This window comes from Streptomyces sp. NBC_00239 (assembly GCF_036194065.1).
Lineage (GTDB): Bacteria > Actinomycetota > Actinomycetes > Streptomycetales > Streptomycetaceae > Streptomyces.
Genome location: NZ_CP108095.1, coordinates 6,730,478 through 6,746,552 on the forward strand (window position 1 = coordinate 6,730,478; position 16,075 = coordinate 6,746,552).

At 69.9% G+C, this 16,075-nt stretch carries 17 protein-coding genes and 2 pseudogenes; 6 read left to right on the plus strand and 13 right to left on the minus strand.

The genetic code is table 11. From position 1 onward, the window contains the following. Positions 1-406: 406 nt before the first annotated feature. Positions 407-1,144 (plus strand): SanA/YdcF family protein, encoded by a 738-nt coding sequence (locus OG764_RS29680; RefSeq protein ID WP_328973224.1) that lies wholly within the window; start codon positions 407-409, stop codon positions 1,142-1,144. An 842-nt stretch (positions 1,145-1,986) separates the two neighbouring features. Beyond that, on the plus strand, positions 1,987-2,838 hold the full coding sequence (locus tag OG764_RS29685; RefSeq protein WP_328971489.1) for a C40 family peptidase: 852 nt from the start codon (positions 1,987-1,989) through the stop codon (positions 2,836-2,838). Between the two features lie 153 nt (positions 2,839-2,991). On the opposite strand, the gene OG764_RS29690 is transcribed toward OG764_RS29685, so the two are convergent. From OG764_RS29690 to OG764_RS41790, 5 genes and pseudogenes are all read right to left on the minus strand, one after another. Continuing rightward, positions 2,992-3,315, minus strand: coding sequence for a hypothetical protein (locus tag OG764_RS29690; protein WP_328971490.1), 324 nt, complete (start codon positions 3,313-3,315; stop codon positions 2,992-2,994). Positions 3,316-3,485: 170 nt separating this feature from the next. Beyond that, the gene (locus OG764_RS29695) at positions 3,486-3,764 is read right to left on the minus strand and encodes a hypothetical protein (RefSeq protein WP_328971491.1); all 279 of its coding nucleotides are present in this window, start codon (positions 3,762-3,764) and stop codon (positions 3,486-3,488) included. A 60-nt stretch (positions 3,765-3,824) separates the two neighbouring features. Continuing rightward, entirely contained in the window at positions 3,825-4,487 is a 663-nt protein-coding gene (locus OG764_RS29700; RefSeq protein WP_328971492.1) for a hypothetical protein, read from the minus strand. A gap of 86 nt (positions 4,488-4,573) precedes the next feature. After that, positions 4,574-5,002, minus strand: a complete 429-nt coding sequence (locus OG764_RS29705; protein ID WP_328971493.1) for a DUF6153 family protein — start codon at positions 5,000-5,002, stop codon at positions 4,574-4,576. A 227-nt stretch (positions 5,003-5,229) separates the two neighbouring features. Further along, positions 5,230-5,331, minus strand: a pseudogene (locus OG764_RS41790) (transposase); the annotation flags it as partial. Positions 5,332-5,378: 47 nt separating this feature from the next. On the opposite strand from OG764_RS41790, the pseudogene OG764_RS29710 reads away from it, so the two are divergent. Next, a pseudogene (locus OG764_RS29710) lies at positions 5,379-5,776 on the plus strand (DUF4396 domain-containing protein); the annotation flags it as partial. A gap of 279 nt (positions 5,777-6,055) precedes the next feature. Here OG764_RS29710 and OG764_RS29715 read toward each other — a convergent pair. Further along, the gene (locus OG764_RS29715) at positions 6,056-7,075 is read right to left on the minus strand and encodes a saccharopine dehydrogenase NADP-binding domain-containing protein (RefSeq protein WP_328971494.1); all 1,020 of its coding nucleotides are present in this window, start codon (positions 7,073-7,075) and stop codon (positions 6,056-6,058) included. A 55-nt stretch (positions 7,076-7,130) separates the two neighbouring features. On the opposite strand from OG764_RS29715, the gene OG764_RS29720 reads away from it, so the two are divergent. Continuing rightward, the gene (locus tag OG764_RS29720; RefSeq protein ID WP_328971495.1) at positions 7,131-7,757 is read left to right on the plus strand and encodes a TetR/AcrR family transcriptional regulator; all 627 of its coding nucleotides are present in this window, start codon (positions 7,131-7,133) and stop codon (positions 7,755-7,757) included. 226 nt (positions 7,758-7,983) lie between these two features. Next, entirely contained in the window at positions 7,984-8,103 is a 120-nt protein-coding gene (locus tag OG764_RS29725) for a DUF6381 family protein (protein ID WP_328971496.1), read from the plus strand. 117 nt (positions 8,104-8,220) lie between these two features. Here the strand turns inward: OG764_RS29725 and OG764_RS29730 are convergent, their stop codons facing one another. Beyond that, positions 8,221-8,877 (minus strand): hypothetical protein, encoded by a 657-nt coding sequence (locus OG764_RS29730; protein ID WP_328971497.1) that lies wholly within the window; start codon positions 8,875-8,877, stop codon positions 8,221-8,223. Positions 8,878-9,184: 307 nt separating this feature from the next. Between OG764_RS29730 and OG764_RS29735 the strand changes: the two genes are divergently transcribed. Then, positions 9,185-10,078, plus strand: a complete 894-nt coding sequence (locus tag OG764_RS29735; protein WP_328971498.1) for an endonuclease NucS domain-containing protein — start codon at positions 9,185-9,187, stop codon at positions 10,076-10,078. Positions 10,079-10,390: 312 nt separating this feature from the next. On the opposite strand, the gene OG764_RS29740 is transcribed toward OG764_RS29735, so the two are convergent. From OG764_RS29740 to OG764_RS29765, 6 genes are all read right to left on the minus strand, one after another. Beyond that, positions 10,391-11,908 (minus strand): gamma-glutamyltransferase, encoded by a 1,518-nt coding sequence (locus tag OG764_RS29740; RefSeq protein ID WP_328971499.1) that lies wholly within the window; start codon positions 11,906-11,908, stop codon positions 10,391-10,393. A 71-nt stretch (positions 11,909-11,979) separates the two neighbouring features. Continuing rightward, positions 11,980-12,639, minus strand: a complete 660-nt coding sequence (locus OG764_RS29745; protein WP_328973225.1) for a DUF317 domain-containing protein — start codon at positions 12,637-12,639, stop codon at positions 11,980-11,982. After that, on the minus strand, positions 12,555-13,367 hold the full coding sequence (locus tag OG764_RS29750; protein ID WP_328971500.1) for a hypothetical protein: 813 nt from the start codon (positions 13,365-13,367) through the stop codon (positions 12,555-12,557). The genes OG764_RS29745 and OG764_RS29750 overlap by 85 nt, the downstream gene beginning before the upstream one ends. Before the next feature lie 58 nt (positions 13,368-13,425). Next, on the minus strand, positions 13,426-14,553 hold the full coding sequence (locus OG764_RS29755; protein ID WP_328971501.1) for a DnaB-like helicase N-terminal domain-containing protein: 1,128 nt from the start codon (positions 14,551-14,553) through the stop codon (positions 13,426-13,428). Then, positions 14,553-15,788, minus strand: a complete 1,236-nt coding sequence (locus OG764_RS29760) for a DNA cytosine methyltransferase (RefSeq protein WP_328971502.1) — start codon at positions 15,786-15,788, stop codon at positions 14,553-14,555. Before OG764_RS29760 ends, OG764_RS29755 begins: the two co-directional genes overlap by 1 nt. Beyond that, the gene (locus tag OG764_RS29765; protein ID WP_328973307.1) at positions 15,785-16,051 is read right to left on the minus strand and encodes a hypothetical protein; all 267 of its coding nucleotides are present in this window, start codon (positions 16,049-16,051) and stop codon (positions 15,785-15,787) included. The genes OG764_RS29760 and OG764_RS29765 overlap by 4 nt, the downstream gene beginning before the upstream one ends. Between the last annotated feature and the right edge of the window lie 24 nt (positions 16,052-16,075).

Sequence of the window (16,075 nt, forward strand, 5' to 3'; positions counted from 1 at the left end):
TGGAGAAGTGGGGCGTCGGAGCCTGCTGACACACCGGCAGCTGGGCGGGCCAGTCGATCCCGTCGGGGAACAACCTCCGTGCTCGCCCCGAACTCCGAGTGGCTGACCGTCTTTCAGCTTCCGTCTTGCAGCCCGCACCTGGTCGATGGATGCCTTGCCGGCACCGGCCTGCCCCGTGAGGCCTGCCGACGACAGGCCGACATCGCATCAATTTCAGTAGCCGGCAGGGTGACCTGCGGATTTCATCACACTGAGTGATGTTGGTCATGCTGCGCGGTGGGCTGGGAACCAAGTGAGGCGTCTTTCGTTTGTGAGAGCGGCGGAGGCTGTCGAAACGGCAGAGACAGCCGAGAAACACAAGCCGCCGCTGTCGAGTGCGGCGGCCGATGAACCGGGGGTCACTGTCATGCGCCTACCGCGCCCACGCCTGAGAGGCATCCATAGGCTGCTTCTGCCTCGTACCCGAGCGGGGCAGCGGCGGGCCGTGCAGGCCGTGATGCTGCTGTGTGTGCTGGCTCTGCTGCCCGCGACGTGGATGTTCACGGTGGCGGACGGCCGCCTGCGGACAACGGCGGACGCCCCTCGCACAGATGTGGCCGTGGTCTTCGGCGCGGGCCTGATGTGGAACGGCGCGCCGTCGATGTACCTCGCCAACCGCCTCGACGCGGCGGCGAAGCTGTACCGCGAGGGACGCGTCAAGGTGGTTCTGGTCACCGGCGACAACAGCAGCCATCACTACGACGAGCCACACGCCATGCGTATGTACCTCACCCATAACGGCGTGCCCGACGCCCGTATCGTCAGCGACTACGCCGGCTTCGACACCTGGGACTCCTGCGTACGAGCCAAGAAGATCTTCGGTGTCGACCGTGCGATCCTCGTGAGCCAGGGCTTCCACATCCGGCGGGCGGTCGCCCTGTGTCAGGAGGCGGGCATCGACTCGTACGGCGTCAGTGCGGTCGACCACCAGGACGCGCTCTGGTATTACGGCACCGCACGCGAACTATTCGCCGCGGACAAGGCAGCCGTGGACGCCCTGTTCGAGCCGGAACCCCAGTTCCTCGGGCCGAAGGAACCGGGCGTCGCGCGGGCCCTGGCCGGGGCTGGCGATCGGGCGTCCCGGCGACAATCTCGCCGGGCGTGAGGACCTGCTCCACGTCAAGCACCGCACCGAGGACAAGAGTGGCGGCGGCCAAGGTCGAGCGTGGCGTTCTTCCTGTCGAGGAGAGCGGTCACGGCCATGGCTCGGTCGCTGCCTTCCCGGCACCGGGCGCCAGGCCCGTGAACTGGAGCTCGAGTTTAACGCCGCAGCAGACCGCCCAACTGGGCTCGCGGGCTGCCACGGACTCCACCGCCGTTACGGGCGCAAGAGCATCACTTCGTTACCCGCAAAGTAAGGGGCGCACCTCGGGGGCATGGACAGCGGGCGCGTACGGCTGCTCGCCGTTCATGTCCGGGTGGGCACCGTGGGTGTTCTGTCAGTGCGCCCGCCGTCCATCTGTCGGTTCGTCTCGTCCACAACGCCTCTGCCTCTGTCGGGTTGATCCGGGGCAGCCTGGGCGACGGGGGCGATGGACGCTGACGGATTCGTGAGACCGCGAACCTGGTGTGGTGTGGCCGCATCGGCGGCGCCCGGCAACGTGATCCGCTGACGCGCACCTCCGTTCAGGATCCGGCCGCCCGCTCCCAGCAAGATCACGGCTCGGTCACGACGCCCGCGTAACGCGACGCGTCTGTGACGTGTGTCACTCCATATTTGGGCCATCGAAAGCGGGCTTGGCCATCTGCGTGTGGGGGTGGTAAGCCCAGGACCAATCGGACTTATTCCAGAAAGCCTGTGGTCGCAGGCTCGTAAGAGTGTGTCCGTTTCGCCCGTTACGGCGTCAAGGTGGGGCCTGTCGCGCCCGATTGGTTCCCCTGGCGCGGAACTGTGGCGCAGCCCACGTTTCTTGAAGGGTGTCGCAACCCCTGGTAGCGGTTGTCCTCATGTCCCCCACCGCTCTCATCCCCAGCCACCGGAAGCCCCGCCGCAGCGCCTCCACGCTCGTGGTCCGCGCCGGAGTTGTCAGTGGCGTCCTCGGCACCCTGGCCATGGCCGGCACCGCGAGTGCGTCCCCGCCCGCCGAGCCCGTGGCCGAGACGACGCTCGAAATGCCCGTCCTGAATCTGGACCTGGGTGCGGAGGTCGCCTCCGCCGTCACCACGGCCGCCGAGAACACCCGTGCGGCCGCCATCGAGGGCGAACTGACTGCCCAGGAGGAGAGCGCCCGTACCGGGGCTGCCGCCGAGGCGAAGAAGGCCAAGGAGGACGCCCAGGCGAAGGCGGACGCTGAGAAGAAGGCGAAGGAGGAGGCGGACCGCAAGGCCGCCGCGGAGCGTGCCAACCGCACCTCCTCCCGCACCTCCGTGACGACCGCCTCCGGCGAGGGCTCCGGCTCCGCCACCGTCAAGGGCTTCGGCGGCGTCAGCACCCCGGCCACCGGCTCCGCCGCCGCCATCATCAACTTCGCCCGCGCGCAGGTCGGCAAGCCTTACGTGCTGGGCAGCAACGGCCCCAACTCGTGGGACTGCTCCAGCCTCCTCCAGGCCGCCTTCCGCCAGGCCGGCATCTCCCTGCCTCGCGTATCGCAGGACCAGTCGATGCTCGGCCGCTCGGTGTCGCTGAGCAGTCTCCAGCCCGGTGACATCCTGTATTGGGGCAGCAGGGGAAGCGGCGCCTACCACGTGGCCGTCTACGTTGGTGGCGGCAAGTACGTCGGTGCGCAGAACCCCAGCACGGGCATCGTTGAACGCTCCCTGAGCTACGACATGCCCGCGGGCGCCGTCCGCGTTCTCTGAGCTGTCCCCAGTGCCGCGAAAGGGTCGGTACCTCCCCGCTCCGGGAGGGACTCCCCGGCCCTTCGCTTGCTTGGCCTATGTCCGCAACGCCCCGGCTGCAGCTGGATGGCCCCACCCGAGCGCGGCCAGCACCCCGACCCGCTCCCGCGCTTCTTACTCCGACCGGGCCCCGTGCCGCGCGCCCACGCGACCGCCCCGGGCGCCACCTGTCGAGCTGCTGGGGAAGATCCGCGCCGAATACTGCGCCGAGGAGTGGGTGTCGGCCATGGTCTGGGCGGCGTGGGCGCTGAACTCCTCCAGCGCGGCCATCGCCGACTCCACGTACGTTTCCGTCTCACGCCGATCGACGGGAAGCGTCTCCAACTGCTGCGTAGTGATCGACGCACTGCTCGCGTTCCGCACCGCGGCCTCGCCGATGAGCGACGCCGCCGCCCGCCCTCCGCCGGCCGCCCGGGCCAGCGCCAGCCTGCTGCGCATGGGCGCGCTCACCGCGGGCTTCCGACGGTCGCGGTCATGGGGCCACACGGAAGCGTCTGCGCACACCACGTGGGCCACGTGCATCCTGAGCGGTATGCCGCCCGCGACCCGCCCCACCCCACCACTGGGGATCAGCCCCCAGCGGTGGAGCGGGAGAAGTCCTGGCGGTACTACGGGCCACGATGCCCGACAAGCACCACCGGGGCCTGGTCCCGCAAGAGGATCGGCATCGCGTACGACCAGGCGGAGGCCCGGCGGATCGCCGAGCGGGCGATCCGCAAGGAGGCAGCGGCGAAGAACCGGCCGGCGGACCTGATCAACATCACCGCCGCGGCGAGCTGGGGAAGATCACCAGCGAGGAGAACCGGCTGGAGGAACGCCTCGCCGAGCTGCGCGCCCGCAAGAGCACTCCGCATCCCGAGCCCGCCGACGGCAAGCGCAAGCGCCATGAGCCGGACTACGAGCCCAGCGTGGGCCCGCGAGAACGGCTACGAGGTGCGGGACCGGGGTCAGTGGCTATGGGACGTATGGCCATCCTTTGCCGGCTCGGCGGGTGCCTCGGTCGGCTGGTCCTGCTTGACGGGAGCCTGGTCCGGCTCTGTGGGCGTCTGGGTCGTGGAGCCGTGGTCGTGGCTGTGGCCATCGGAGCTGATGGTGCCGGCGAGGGCGGTCATGCCCAGCCAGGCGAGGGCTGCGAGGACGACGACGCCGGCCGCGAACGGGGTGACGAGGTGCCGCCAGCGGCCCTTGGAGTCCTTGGCGACGAACGCGACATACGACATGAGCAGGCCGATGGGGGTCATCCAGGCGCTGCGCTCGGGGAACTGCTCGAAGTGCTGGATGCCGCCGCCGACCAGGCCGACACCGAAGGACAGCAGCAGGGAGAACGCGACCAGCGAGATTGCCTGGCTCAGCGCCGGACGCTCGTCTGCCAGCACGAACTCGTTGACGATGGTGCCGAGGAGGAACACGAAGGCGCCGACGACGCAGATGATCGCGTACAGCGACGGATTGATCGGGTAGTGGACGACGGCGCCGGCGATGAGGGCGGCGCCCAAGAAGTAGAGCATCTGGCCGCTGTAGCGAGCCGGGAGTGACTTCTTGTCGAGGGTGGGGCGGCGGTGGTTCGAAGCGGGAGTTTGGTTGAGCTCGGGCTTGAGAACGGTGGTCATGCGGGTAAGGCCTTTCAGATCTTGCTGTGTGAGAGCAGGCAGAAGCGCGCCGGCACCAGTGGTGCGGCGTCACGCTGGTGCAGTTCTCAGCAGCGCAGGATCGAAAGTCGGTGCAGGCACGGTGGGTCGCCGGTTCGGCTGATCCAGGGAAGCGCGCGTGTTGCCCATCGGCGCAGGACGCGGTTGGAGCCTCCGCGCCTGAGGACGAACGTGAACAGGGCGGCGACGATGCACAGCAGCGCCAGGCAGCTCTCTCCGACTCCGCCGTGATGGCAGGGGGATTCGCCGTCCGGGCTGGCCGGTGTTTTGGTGGCGTCCCCGGGGGCGACGTCGGAGTGAGCGTGCTGAGCCTTGTCCACTGCGTCGATGAGCGCGAACTCGGTGGCGTGCCCGCTATGGACTTGCTGATGTGAGGCCAGGACGTGCATCGCGAATACGGCAAGCACCACCGCGAGGAGCGTTGCCCGCAGCAACGCTCCCGTGTGATGGTCGCGAAGGACCTTGCCTGAGATCACGCTTCACGACCATAGGAGGGCTTGGTAGCGGGAATGCCAACAGGGGCGTCCCCACCTGGACTGGGAGGAAGATAACACCAGGTGTGGATGCGTCTGCGAGGCGTCCCACGGTGTGGGCTGCACCGTGCTGGCTGGTCCCGTGGCTCGGAGCCGGGCTGCGGTCGTCTTCGAGGGCGGCGGCGGTCGAGACGACCAGCCCACCGAGCAGGAAAACCGACTTCGGCTTGTCAGGCAGACGTCGGGGCGTCGAGGGCGAGGCCCATGCCTGCTGTGAAGCCGTCGAGAATGTCGGGCCGGTACTGAAGGTGCCTGAGGCGATTGCCCACCAGAGCCAGGGCAAGCGCCCCTCGGTCGCCACCGTCTACCGCATCCTCGCCACTGCCTCACCGACTGTGCCATCGGCGAGATCCTCGGCATGGTCATCGGCACGGATCTGGCCTGGCACAACACCCCAACCATGGTCCTGGCGATCGCGCTGGCCTTTTGCTTCGGCTACTCCTTCACCCTCTGCGCCGTCTGCGAGGCCGACCTCGACTGGAAGACGGCGATCAAGGTCACGCTAGCCGCCGACGCCGTCTCCACGCCGTCATGGAGGCCGTGGACAACGGCATCATTGCCCTCGTCCCGGGCGCGATGGACGCCCACCTGAGCGAAGGAATGTCTTGGTACGCGCTCCTCGGCGGCTTCGCCGTCGCCTTCCTGATCACCACGCCGGTGAACAAGTGGATGATCGGCCGCGGCAAAGGCCTCGCCGTCGCCCACGCCTACCACTGACACGATCGGCGGTACGCAGGCCCTCGCCCGAGCCCCGGCTCAGGTGAGGGCCTGCACTGCGTAGAGGCCGCCCACCCTGTGGCGCGACCTTCCAACAGGTCGCTGATCGCAGCGTTGCGGTGCGCCGGCAGGGCCCCGGTGTGATCCCGGCCGTAGGACGCAGTCCGGCTTCGTCGAAGGCGCTACCTCGCCTCCGAATGAGCGAGGAAATCCAGCGACCGCATCGGAGCTGGGGCCCAGGTTTGGGGACCAGTGCCGGATGCACGCATTGTCTTGGCGTCAGCAGGCTGCTGTGATGCCGTGGGCGGCCAGTTGTTCAGGCAGATCGGCCAGCGCCGTCAGCTGTTCGAGGTGGTGGACCCCAGCGGGCACACCATGCGTGAAGAGGGTGCGGATGGCGTGGGCGGCCACCAGGCCGGTCGCACGGCTCTGCCCCTGACCGGTGAGGGCCAGGGTCGCGTGGCGTTCGCCGCGGTAGGCGTCAGCCCGTACCGCGAAGCCGTCGTCGCCGAGGTGGGCGCGGCTGAAGACCCTGGTCAGCAGCTGCCGTTGGCGTGCTCCGCGAACGCCGCGAAGTAGTCCTGCCCGGCGTAGTGCGAACAGTGCGGCGGTCAGCGGCCGGGAGTCCAGGCAGAGCCGCGTGGTCACTTCCGGGACACCGAGGGTGCGCCGCAGGGTGTACTGGTCGGAGAACGGGAACGGGTGGGCGGTCCGCACGCCGAACCCGGGCAGGGTCAGCCGCTGCGCGCGGGCCGTGACGGGCTTGCCCAGGCCGGCGACCGTCCACCGCACGGCGTCCGTGCCGTGCCGCTCTCCCGCGCCGAGCAACACGGTCAGGTCGATCCGCTCGGCACCACCGACGGCGTCGTTGACGCGCCAGGCGAGGAGGTTGGTCAGCCCGGGGGCGACACCGACGCTGAGCACGGCCGTGGCCCCGGCCGCGGCCGCCAGCCCGTGCAGCTCCGTCACCTCCTCGAGCAGCCGGTGAGTCGCTCCGACGTCCACGAGGTGGATTCCGCGTTCGAGACAGATCCGGGCAAGCCCCGCATCCTCCGGCTCGACGCACAGCGCAACGACGCTCACATCGCCCAGCTCGTCCAGCACCTGCCGGAAGCCAGCCGGGTCGCCGGCGTCCACGCGCACCCCACCGAGCCGCCGCGCCCTTACTTCATCCCGCCCCGAGGGGACAACGCGACCGGGAAACCACTTGGCGAGCGTGCTGGTCACCGTCGCACCGACGGCTCCGTATCCGCCGACGACGAGAACCCGTCCTGCGGCACCTGAATTGACTGTAGTCATACTCCAGTGAGCTAAACTGTAGTCGTACTACAGTCAAAGAGGAGGGGTGGATTCCATGGCCGAGCCATTGACCAGGGCGGAGAAAGCCCGGCGGACCCGACTGCGGATGATCGACGCCGCAGGACGGCTGTTCACCGAACGGGGCTGGGCGGGCACGACCATCGACGAGATCGCCCGCACAGCAGAGGTCGGCGTACAGACCGTGTACTTCACCTTCGGGAACAAGCGCGCCCTGCTCAGGGAGCTTCTGGACACCGCCGTCGCCGGCGACGCGGATCCGGTCGCCACCCTCGACCGCCCGTGGGCACGTGAACTCCTTGCCGAACCCGACCCAGAGTCGCAACTCCGCCTTCAGGCCGCAGGTGCGCGCCGCATCCTGGAGCGAGCCGCGCCGGTCCTGGAGGTCGTACGCGGCGCCGCTGCTGCCGAACCCGAGCTCGCCGAGCTGTGGCGGACCAATCTCCGCCAGCGGCACACGGTCCAACTCCACTTCGCCCAGGCATTGGAGGCCAAGACCCCCGGTGGCCTGCGTGACGGCCACGACGCTGCGTCGGCCGCCGACATCGCCATGACGCTGCTCGGCCCCGAGACGTACGCCCTGCTGGTGACCGACCGCCACTGGACGCCAGAGCGGTGGCAACGATGGGCCGCGGACTCTCTCGCGCGCCAACTCCTGTCATGAGGAAGGGAGGCGGTGGGCCCTTGAGGTGGTGGCCGGCCCCGAACTGCTGCCTCCGCCTTGCTGGTTGCAGTCCTCGTTGAGAAAACAGCCCAACTTCCCCAGCCCCCGCGTCGGCGTAGGTGGCGTGACAGCGGCCGGGCAGCGCCGTCGTGACCTCCTCGGGTGAGCGGCAAGGCAACGCTCTGGCCGAGCTCCGCAGGACGCCCAACCGACTCTTCGTCTTCGGGTGGTACAGCGGCTGCTTCACCCGGCGGAGCGTCAGCGGCTGAAGGACAAGGCCCGCCGGATCATGGACCAGAGCAAGAAGGAGAGCGAGCGGGGCCTCGGGGACGTCGACCCCATGTGACGGCTCTGTAGCTGTACCGGCTGGTGCCTGCCCACGCGATCCTCTCTGCGTGAGGGAGACACTGGCCGGTGCTTCGTTGTGAACCGCCGGGTATTCGTCGCGGGTTCGGGCCGGTGGTCAGGTGCCGAGTAGGCGGTCGAAGAAGGATCGGTATTGGCGCAGTGCCAGGCGCAGGTCCTCGGTGGCGACCTCCTCGCCGCGATGCCATTGGCTTTCGAGTCCCTGCTTGTGGTCGGCGAATGTGGTGGCGGGCAGCTGCATCACCTCGGCGACGAGCCCGTCTGCCGCGAGCACCGCTGCTTCGGGTCGTCGACCGAACCCCTGCTGGATCTCCTGCCACCGGGTACGGAGCTCTTCAGCTTCCTGGGTCGCTAGAAGCGGGGTGGTATCGGGCTCCTGCTCGGACTCGACCTGTTCGCCGGCTACGGGCTCGGACTCGTTTCCGGCCTCGTCCGTGATTCTGGTCCGGGGTGCTGCCCCCTCGTAGTCGGGGGTTGCCGTCAGGTCATCGTCTGCCGTCTGTTGCGATGTGTCTGTCTGAGGCCGGGCGATGTCCTCGGTGGACAGTGTCTCTCCGGCGGGCTCGCCTTCGCACACCTGGCCCGCCGCTACGCCAACGCCGCAACCGCCACGACGGGTCACACCGCCACCCACAGTCTGATGGCCGATGGCAGCCTCCTGGGCGGGCTCCTCGGCCTCGGGCGACGTGGCTGAGGCTTCGAGGGACGAGGAGACGGCCACCTCCGCGCCGAAGTTCCGGAACGGCCGCGACACCCGTGCGCGCCCACTGGGCGGTAGCAGAGCATGGGAGGTGGCGCCCTGCTCCTGGGTGGATCTTGGATCGTAGAGCGGGTGCTTAGAAGGCGCGTGCTCTATCCACTGAGCTACGGGGGCTGACCTGCGGAAACGCGCTCTCCTGACGTTTGATCAGGGGAAGCGTGGGACGCATGTGGGATCTGGGACGGGAACCGCCCCAGTCGCCGGACGTAGCCTCTCACACGGTCCCCACGAGTCCGAAGACCCTCCTGGAAACAATCTTGACCCGTCCGCTGTTGCAGAGGGCAGAGTCAAGAAGGGGGAGGTGTCGGGCCTGAAGCTGTTCAACACGAAAAGCGGCGTGACCGAGGTCGCGCCGCGTCTGGCCGAGGCCGAGGCTGATGTGCAGGACCTCGTCGAGGCGCACATGCAGACCATGCTCGGCGTCCGGTTCCTGGCGAGCGAGTACAGCACCGGACCGGTTCACGGCGGCCGGATCGACTCGCTGGGCATCGACGAGAACGGCGCACCGGTGATCGTCGAGTACAAGCGTGGCACCGACGCAGGAGTCGTAAACCAGGGGCTCTTCTACATGGCCTGGTTGCTCGACCACCGGGATTCGTTCCGGCACCTGGTCCGCGACCGGCTCGGGGTGCACGCCGCGGCCCAGGTGCTCTGGAGCGCACCGAGGCTGATCTGCGTGGCCGGCGACTTCACCCGCTACGACATCCACGCCGTCCGCGAGCACCGGCACGCGATCGACCTGGTCCGCTACCGGTACTTCGGCAGCGAGCACGTCGGCCTTGAGACGGTGGCCTCCTTCGCTGGCCGCGCTGCGGCGCCGAGGGCCGGGAGTCGGACCCGGGGTACGGCGAAGGCGCAGCGGACCGCGTCGGCTGCCGGGGCCATGGCGGAGTTGGCCACAGCGGTCGACGAGGTGCTGCTCGGGCTTGGAGAGGACCTCACCAAGGTCTCGAACCAGACCTACACGGCCTACCGGCGGATGCAGAACTATGCCTGCCTGGTCCCGCCGAAGAAGGCCAAACTGCTGGTCTATCTGAAGGCCGACCCGGCGACGGTCGACCTCGTGCCCGGCTTCGCGCGGGACGTGACGGGGCTCGGCCACCACGGCACCGGCGACCTGGAGCTGACGCTCCAATCCGAGCGGGACCTGGAGCGCGCCGCCGACTACTTCCGGCAGAGCTACGCGCTGGCGTGATGGCCCGGTGTCCGGGGTCTGGCCACGGGCGTCGAAGGGGTTTGACGCGGGCTGGCCGACTGGGTTCGTGACGGTGCCTCTCGACGGTTCGGACATGGGTGGCGGTGGATTTCCAATGATCCGGCGATTCCCCGGTTTGGCTGACCGGGGATCCGCTGCTATGTTCCGCCGCGCCCAGTGCCCGGGGTCGGGATGGGCGCCCCCGCGCGGTGCGTCGGAGGCTAGGGTCTGGTGAGTGGCCCCGCGTTATCCCCCGTACGCGGGGCCTCCCCTATGGCATCGGACTTCGGCAGGCGACGGAACGACGGCCGGTCAACGCCCGTGGTGGGGGAGATCGTCCTCGCGGATGGCGAGATAGGTCTCCGCTGTCGCGGCTTCGAGGAGGCCGGGGTCTTCGTCGAGGTCGAGGCGCGGATCGTTCTGGGTGTGCAGCAGTTCTCGCCAGGGACGTTCCCTTCCGTACTCGAAGGCCGCACGGACCCGGGGCTCGATCCGGGCCCGCTGCTCGTCTTGCTGCTCCCGGAAGACCCGCCGTTGGCTGTGCCGCCGACGCTCTTCCGCTTCCTCGCTGACGGGCTCGTCGGCCCGGACGTCTTCGGCCCGCATGCCGGGGGTTCGCTCGGCGATCAGCTGGTCCTCGTGGTGGAGCTGGGCGCAGGCGGCGAAGAGCTGGCGGGACATGCCCAGCCGTAGTTCGGTTCCGGGGACGCGGTAGGTCAGGAAGTCGTCGAGACCGAGGGCTTGGGCGTACCCCCGGCGGCTGGACTGGTCGCTGTCGGAGGTCTCCGTCCGGACGGCGCTGCGCATCGCCTGGGCGTCCGGGTCGTGCTCCAGAGGCGTGGTCACTCCGCGGGGGCCCCTGCGGCGGCTTGTGCGGTCGGCGGGCAGGGCCACGGTTTTGAGCCGGGAAGGCTGGGCGCCGCTGAGTGCGAGGTACACCAGCATCTGCGCGCGTGCCGTGCCCATGAGGGCGTCGTCGCTGTCGCCGAGGTGGTCCTCCGGGGACCCCGGTGGTTGGGGCCATGTGGGGCCGGCGGCGGGCTGGAGCGGTTCCTTGCCGGGGTGGTGGTCGTGGTCGACGGTGAGGAACAGGTCGCCCTGGGGCTGGACGCTGGCCCCGACGAGGATCCGCCGGTGGGCGTACTCGTGGAGGACCTTCGTTCCGCCCTGGAGCTGCTTCCAGCCTTCCCAGAGCCGCGGGCTGCGGACGTTGCCGCCCTTGGCCTCGATCATCCAGTACAGGTTCTCGGCCTCGTGCAGGCCCCACAGGTCCGGCAGCTTCGCGGACGGAGTGACGAACTTGTCCCGGAGGGCGGGGATGGGGCCGCCGTCCTCGATGTGCAGGGTCTGGCCCAGTCCCATCAGCGAGCGGGTCGCCCACTCGGCCATGGTCATGCCCAGGCGGTAGCCGAGGGCGTTCTTCGCGGAGCGCTCGGTGCCGTACTCGTAGACCGGGTTCACGGTCAGGCGCCGGCCCTTACTGCCCGGCAGGGGGTGCTTGGTGTCGACGCTGTGGGTGCCGAGGTAGGCGTACAAGGGGGCGACGCGAGCGACGAGCTCGCTGCCGGCCAGCTGGGGCATTCGCAGCAGGTTGGGGGTGATGTCCCGGCCCACCTCGGTGGCGGCCTTGAGGATCTCCCGCCAGGTGGTGGTGGGCAGGTACCAGCCGTTCTTCGCCGGGAATCCGGCGGTCGAGGGCCATGGGGACGGCTTTGCGGTTCGCCACTGCTTGAAGGGCCGCGCCGCCGGACTGTCACGGAACAGCACGGGTATGTCCACGCTGTCGGTGTACAGGAGGGGTGGGACATCGGCGAAGGGGGAGGGGATCACCGGTTCACTGTGCCACTGACCGGGGAGAGGCCCGTGCCCCGGGTCCGACGGGCCCCGGCGTGGCAGGGAGTTCAGCGCCTGGGCGCGGTCCGGGTCGCCGATGCCGCGGGGCGGGCGACGGTGGCCTGCACCGGCAGGTGGGGCGCGGTTGCGGCGGTGTGGCGGGGCTGTCGATGGCCCTGGGCGTAGGCGAGTTCGAAGGTGATGTCCTGGATGAGTGCGGTGGGCGCGTGTGTGGAGAGGCGGATGGCCCAGGTGGGACTGTCGGCTGTGTTGCCGCCCCAGACGGTCCAGGCCGGCAGGACGCTTCCCTGCTGGACGAAGGTGTCGAATCGCAGGCCCGCCCCGATTTCGGTGGTGGGGGCCGTCCAGTCGATCAATCGGGATCCGACATCCAGGGGCCAGCCGACGTCCTCCAGTGGACGGGACGCTTCGGCGAGGCGTTCTTCCTTCACCGGGGTCTCGGTGCCCTGCCCCCAGGCGTCCTCGGTACTGAGGCTCTCCAGCACGGTGCGCATGATCTCGACGGGGGTCGTGGGGGTGGCGGAGGCGTGCCACAGGCGCTCGCCGACGGGGGACTCGTAGGCGGCGATCGTCCAGGCGTTGTCGCCATGCCGTGCCTGATGGAGGAACTCGACGCGCAGGGTCAGGGACTCGTGGCTGGCGATGGTGGTCTCGTCGTGAGGCCGCCACTTTTCCCATTCCTCGTGCTTGGCGAAGAAGTCGACCAGGAGGGCTTCGTGGTCGCCGGGGTCGGCGGCGTACACGGGCACTGCTTCCGGCGTCGGCTCGCTGGGCGCGACGCTCTGGGCCGGGGTAGGTGCAGGCCCCTTGGAGGGCGGCGTGGTGAGTGCTTCGGCGGCGGCGCGCTCGATGTCGGTGAGGGGGGCGGCCCGGGGCGGACAGCGACGGAGTGCTGGCGCAGGAAGTCCGCCACGGCCTCCGCCTCGGATTCGTAGTCCGTGACCTCCTGGCGGAGATAGTCCTCGCCATGGAGGTAGACGCTCTTGCCGTCCCGGTAGGTGCCGACGGCGACGGTGGTCCATCCGTCTCGGGCATGGAGGTGGATGGTGAGGCGGCCGGAGGCGATGTCGTCATGGATCCGCTGGGCTTCGGCGCTGACCTCACGGATCTCGTCCCGATCCAGGTAGGGCATCGGGTAGTTGCCGTACGTCCACTCGGTGTCGATCTCCTCCTGGAGCGACGGGGCGATCTCCACTGTCGCACCCTCGTCGCGCAGAGCCCGCGCGGCCTGGTCGGCGTAGTAGGGCTCCTCGTGGTCGATGCGGGCCAGGACGAGGGTCATGCGGTCGACCCAGCGGAAGCCGCGGTTGGTCAGGACGGCTTCCGCGAGGTGTCGACTGGACTCGGGGCCGGTGAGGGTGGCGGTCACGGCGCTGCTGTGGTCGGGGTGGCGGGCGAGGAGGATGTGGGCTTCGGCGAGGCCGGGCTGGGGCATGGGACTCGATTCCGGGGCCCGGCCGGCGTGCTGCTGGCCGGGCCCGTTCGGGGGTGGGCTATCGGGAGGCCCGCGTGGACACCGCGGCCGGGGTTACGCGCGGGGCGGGCGGCCCGGCGCGCGATGCTGGGGCGGGCTTGGTACGCGGGGGGCTGGAGGTCGGCGGGCGGGTGGCGTGCTGCCATCGGGCCCGGACGGCGCCGAGGTCGGCGAGCGCGCGGCGGCTGCCGGTGATCAGCTGGTGCGGGGTGTTCGCGGGGTCGTCGGTGTAGGCGTGGATGTGCAGGCCGGTCGTGTGCGCGTGGTGGAGGAGGGCGCGCTGCAGGATCTGCTCGCCCCAGTGCTCCGGGGACCCGGCCGGGGTGGCGAGCAGATCCAGCACGTCGCTGGCTGTTGCCCCGGAGGCGAGGAGGCCGTGGTGCTGGGCCTCCCAGAGCACCGTCACTGCGTCGATCGGATCGCCCCGGTAGGCCAGGGAGGCTATGCAGCGGTAAAGGACGCCGTGCAGCGGGACGGTGAAGTCCTCGGGCCGCAGCCACCTCATCTCGGGCAGGCACGCGGGGCGCGCGGCCACCGTCGACAGGAGCAGCTGCTCCTCGCCGGCGGCCTCGGTCCCGGTGTCCGGGGTCGGTGGGTCCAGCAGCACGGTGCGGGGGAGCGAGCCCGGGTGGGAGGGGAAGAGCCCACTCAGGTCGTCGAGGACGGCGGCGACCGCGTCGGTGCGGTCCAGGACGTGGGCGGCGGGGTCCGGCAGTACCGGGTCGGTGGCCGCCTGGATGAGGCGCTGGGCGGCGGCTCGGATGGTGAGGCGGGTCCGGTTGGCCACAATCATCTGGGCGTAGGCCGGGGCGTGGCTGGGTTCGGGGCACGAGTCGGCCAGGGTGTGCAGGTAGGAGGCGGTCAGTCCGCGGGCGCGGGGCCGGGCACGGTCAAGAAGGGCGGTGATCCACACCGGTTCCCGGGCATGGATTTTCGGGGCCGGAGGGGTGAGTGCGCGCATCTCCGCGAACAAAGCCCCGTGCATCGCGACACTGAAGTGCTCGGGGCTGAGCAGACCGAGCGTCTTGATTCGTAGCGGTTCGAGAAGGAGTGCTCCGAGGAGGGCCTGCTCGGCGTACCGGACGGGCGGGTCCGCAGGCGGCTCCTCCAGAGCGAACTCCCTTGTGGGTGTGTGAGGGTTGGGCATCAGACGGCCAGGGTGAAGTCGGAGCGGGTGAGGGTCTTGCCGAGGTGCGGGGCCAGCAGGTGGCCCGCGAGGAGCGGTGGGACGGCGTTGCCGATCTGCGAGAACTGCTGGCCTTTGTTGCCGGCCCAGGGGTAGTCGGCCGGGAAGCTCTGCAGGATTCCGGCTTCGGTGGCGGTGATCCGGATCGATTCCGGAGCAGCACCCTGGGAGGCGGTATCAGGCGAGCGCGGTTCGGCGACCCACATGCACTCGTTTGCGCGATGGCCGAAGAACAGGGTCCCGGCCGGCTCGTTCACGGGCCGGATGGTGGCGTTGGCTTGGTTGTTGCTGCGCAGCGACCAGGCCCAGGGGTGCTTCCCGCACGTGCAGGCGGGGGTGGTGGAGCGAGCCGGGCGGAGCCGTGTGCGCTGGGAGGCGGGGCGCGGGCCGGGGGGCTTCCAGGTGCCGCGGTCTCGGGCATCGGTGAGCGTCTTGCGGGCCCCGGAAGGGAAGGGCTCGGGCCCGCCGCCGGGCCCGCCACCGGCGCAGACCGTCGGGACGGGCCGGTCGGTGGCGCCCCAGCCGAGGGCCTCGGCCATGGACACCCACTTCGCCCGGCCCGGACCGAACAGGCCTTCGGGTTCCGCCGCTTGGGCATGGGTGGGCGGCGGGGGCTCCGCCGTGCGGGTTTGCGAAGCGATCAGGATCGCCCGCTTCCTCGTCTGCGGCACGCCGTAGTCCGCAGCGTTGAGGATCCCGGTCCAGACCGAGAAGCCCCAGCCCCGAAGGATCACGGCGTACTGCCGCCACAGCGGCAGGACGTCGGGGACCTCCTCCATGGCGATCCACTCCGGCTCGCCCACCGAGTGCAGGGCGTGGAGGTAGCGCATCGGCTCCGCGGCCAGCAGGCTCCGGGGATCCTTGCAGGCGGTCAGCAGCTTCGCCCGGGTATCCCGCCCGGCGGCGAGGTCGGCGACAGCCTGGTGGACGAGAGGCTGGTCGACCAGGCCGAGCCGCTTGCCGGCCATCGACCAGGCCTGGCAGGGCGGACTCGCTATGAACCCATGGGTGCGGCCGACCATCGGCCACACCGGGTACATGGCCACATCGGTGCGGATCGTCAACTGCCCAGCACGGGCACGCGTTTTGCACGCCCACTCGTCCCACTCCAGGCCGACGTCCCGCACGCCGAGCACGTGCAGTGCGTGGCTCCAGCCCCCGGGGCCGGCGAACAAGTCGACGACGAGCTCCCTCACGCTGTCAGACCGAAGTCGTCGCGGACCGGCTCAGGCTTCGGCTCCCAGCCGGTGTCGGCGAAGATCGCCACATCGACGCGGGGAAGGATTCCCTTCGCGGACAGGCAGAGCAGGACGGAGCTTTGGACGCTGGCGCCCAGCGACAGGATGCGCTTGGCGGGGGAATTGGCTGCGGCGGCAGATCCCGGCGAGGTGGCGGTGGGTGGTGTCCGGGGGGACGTGGAGGTGGTGGGGATGGCGGGTCCTTGGGGGTGAGGGGGCACGTCCCGGGCGGGGAGGGCGTGGGG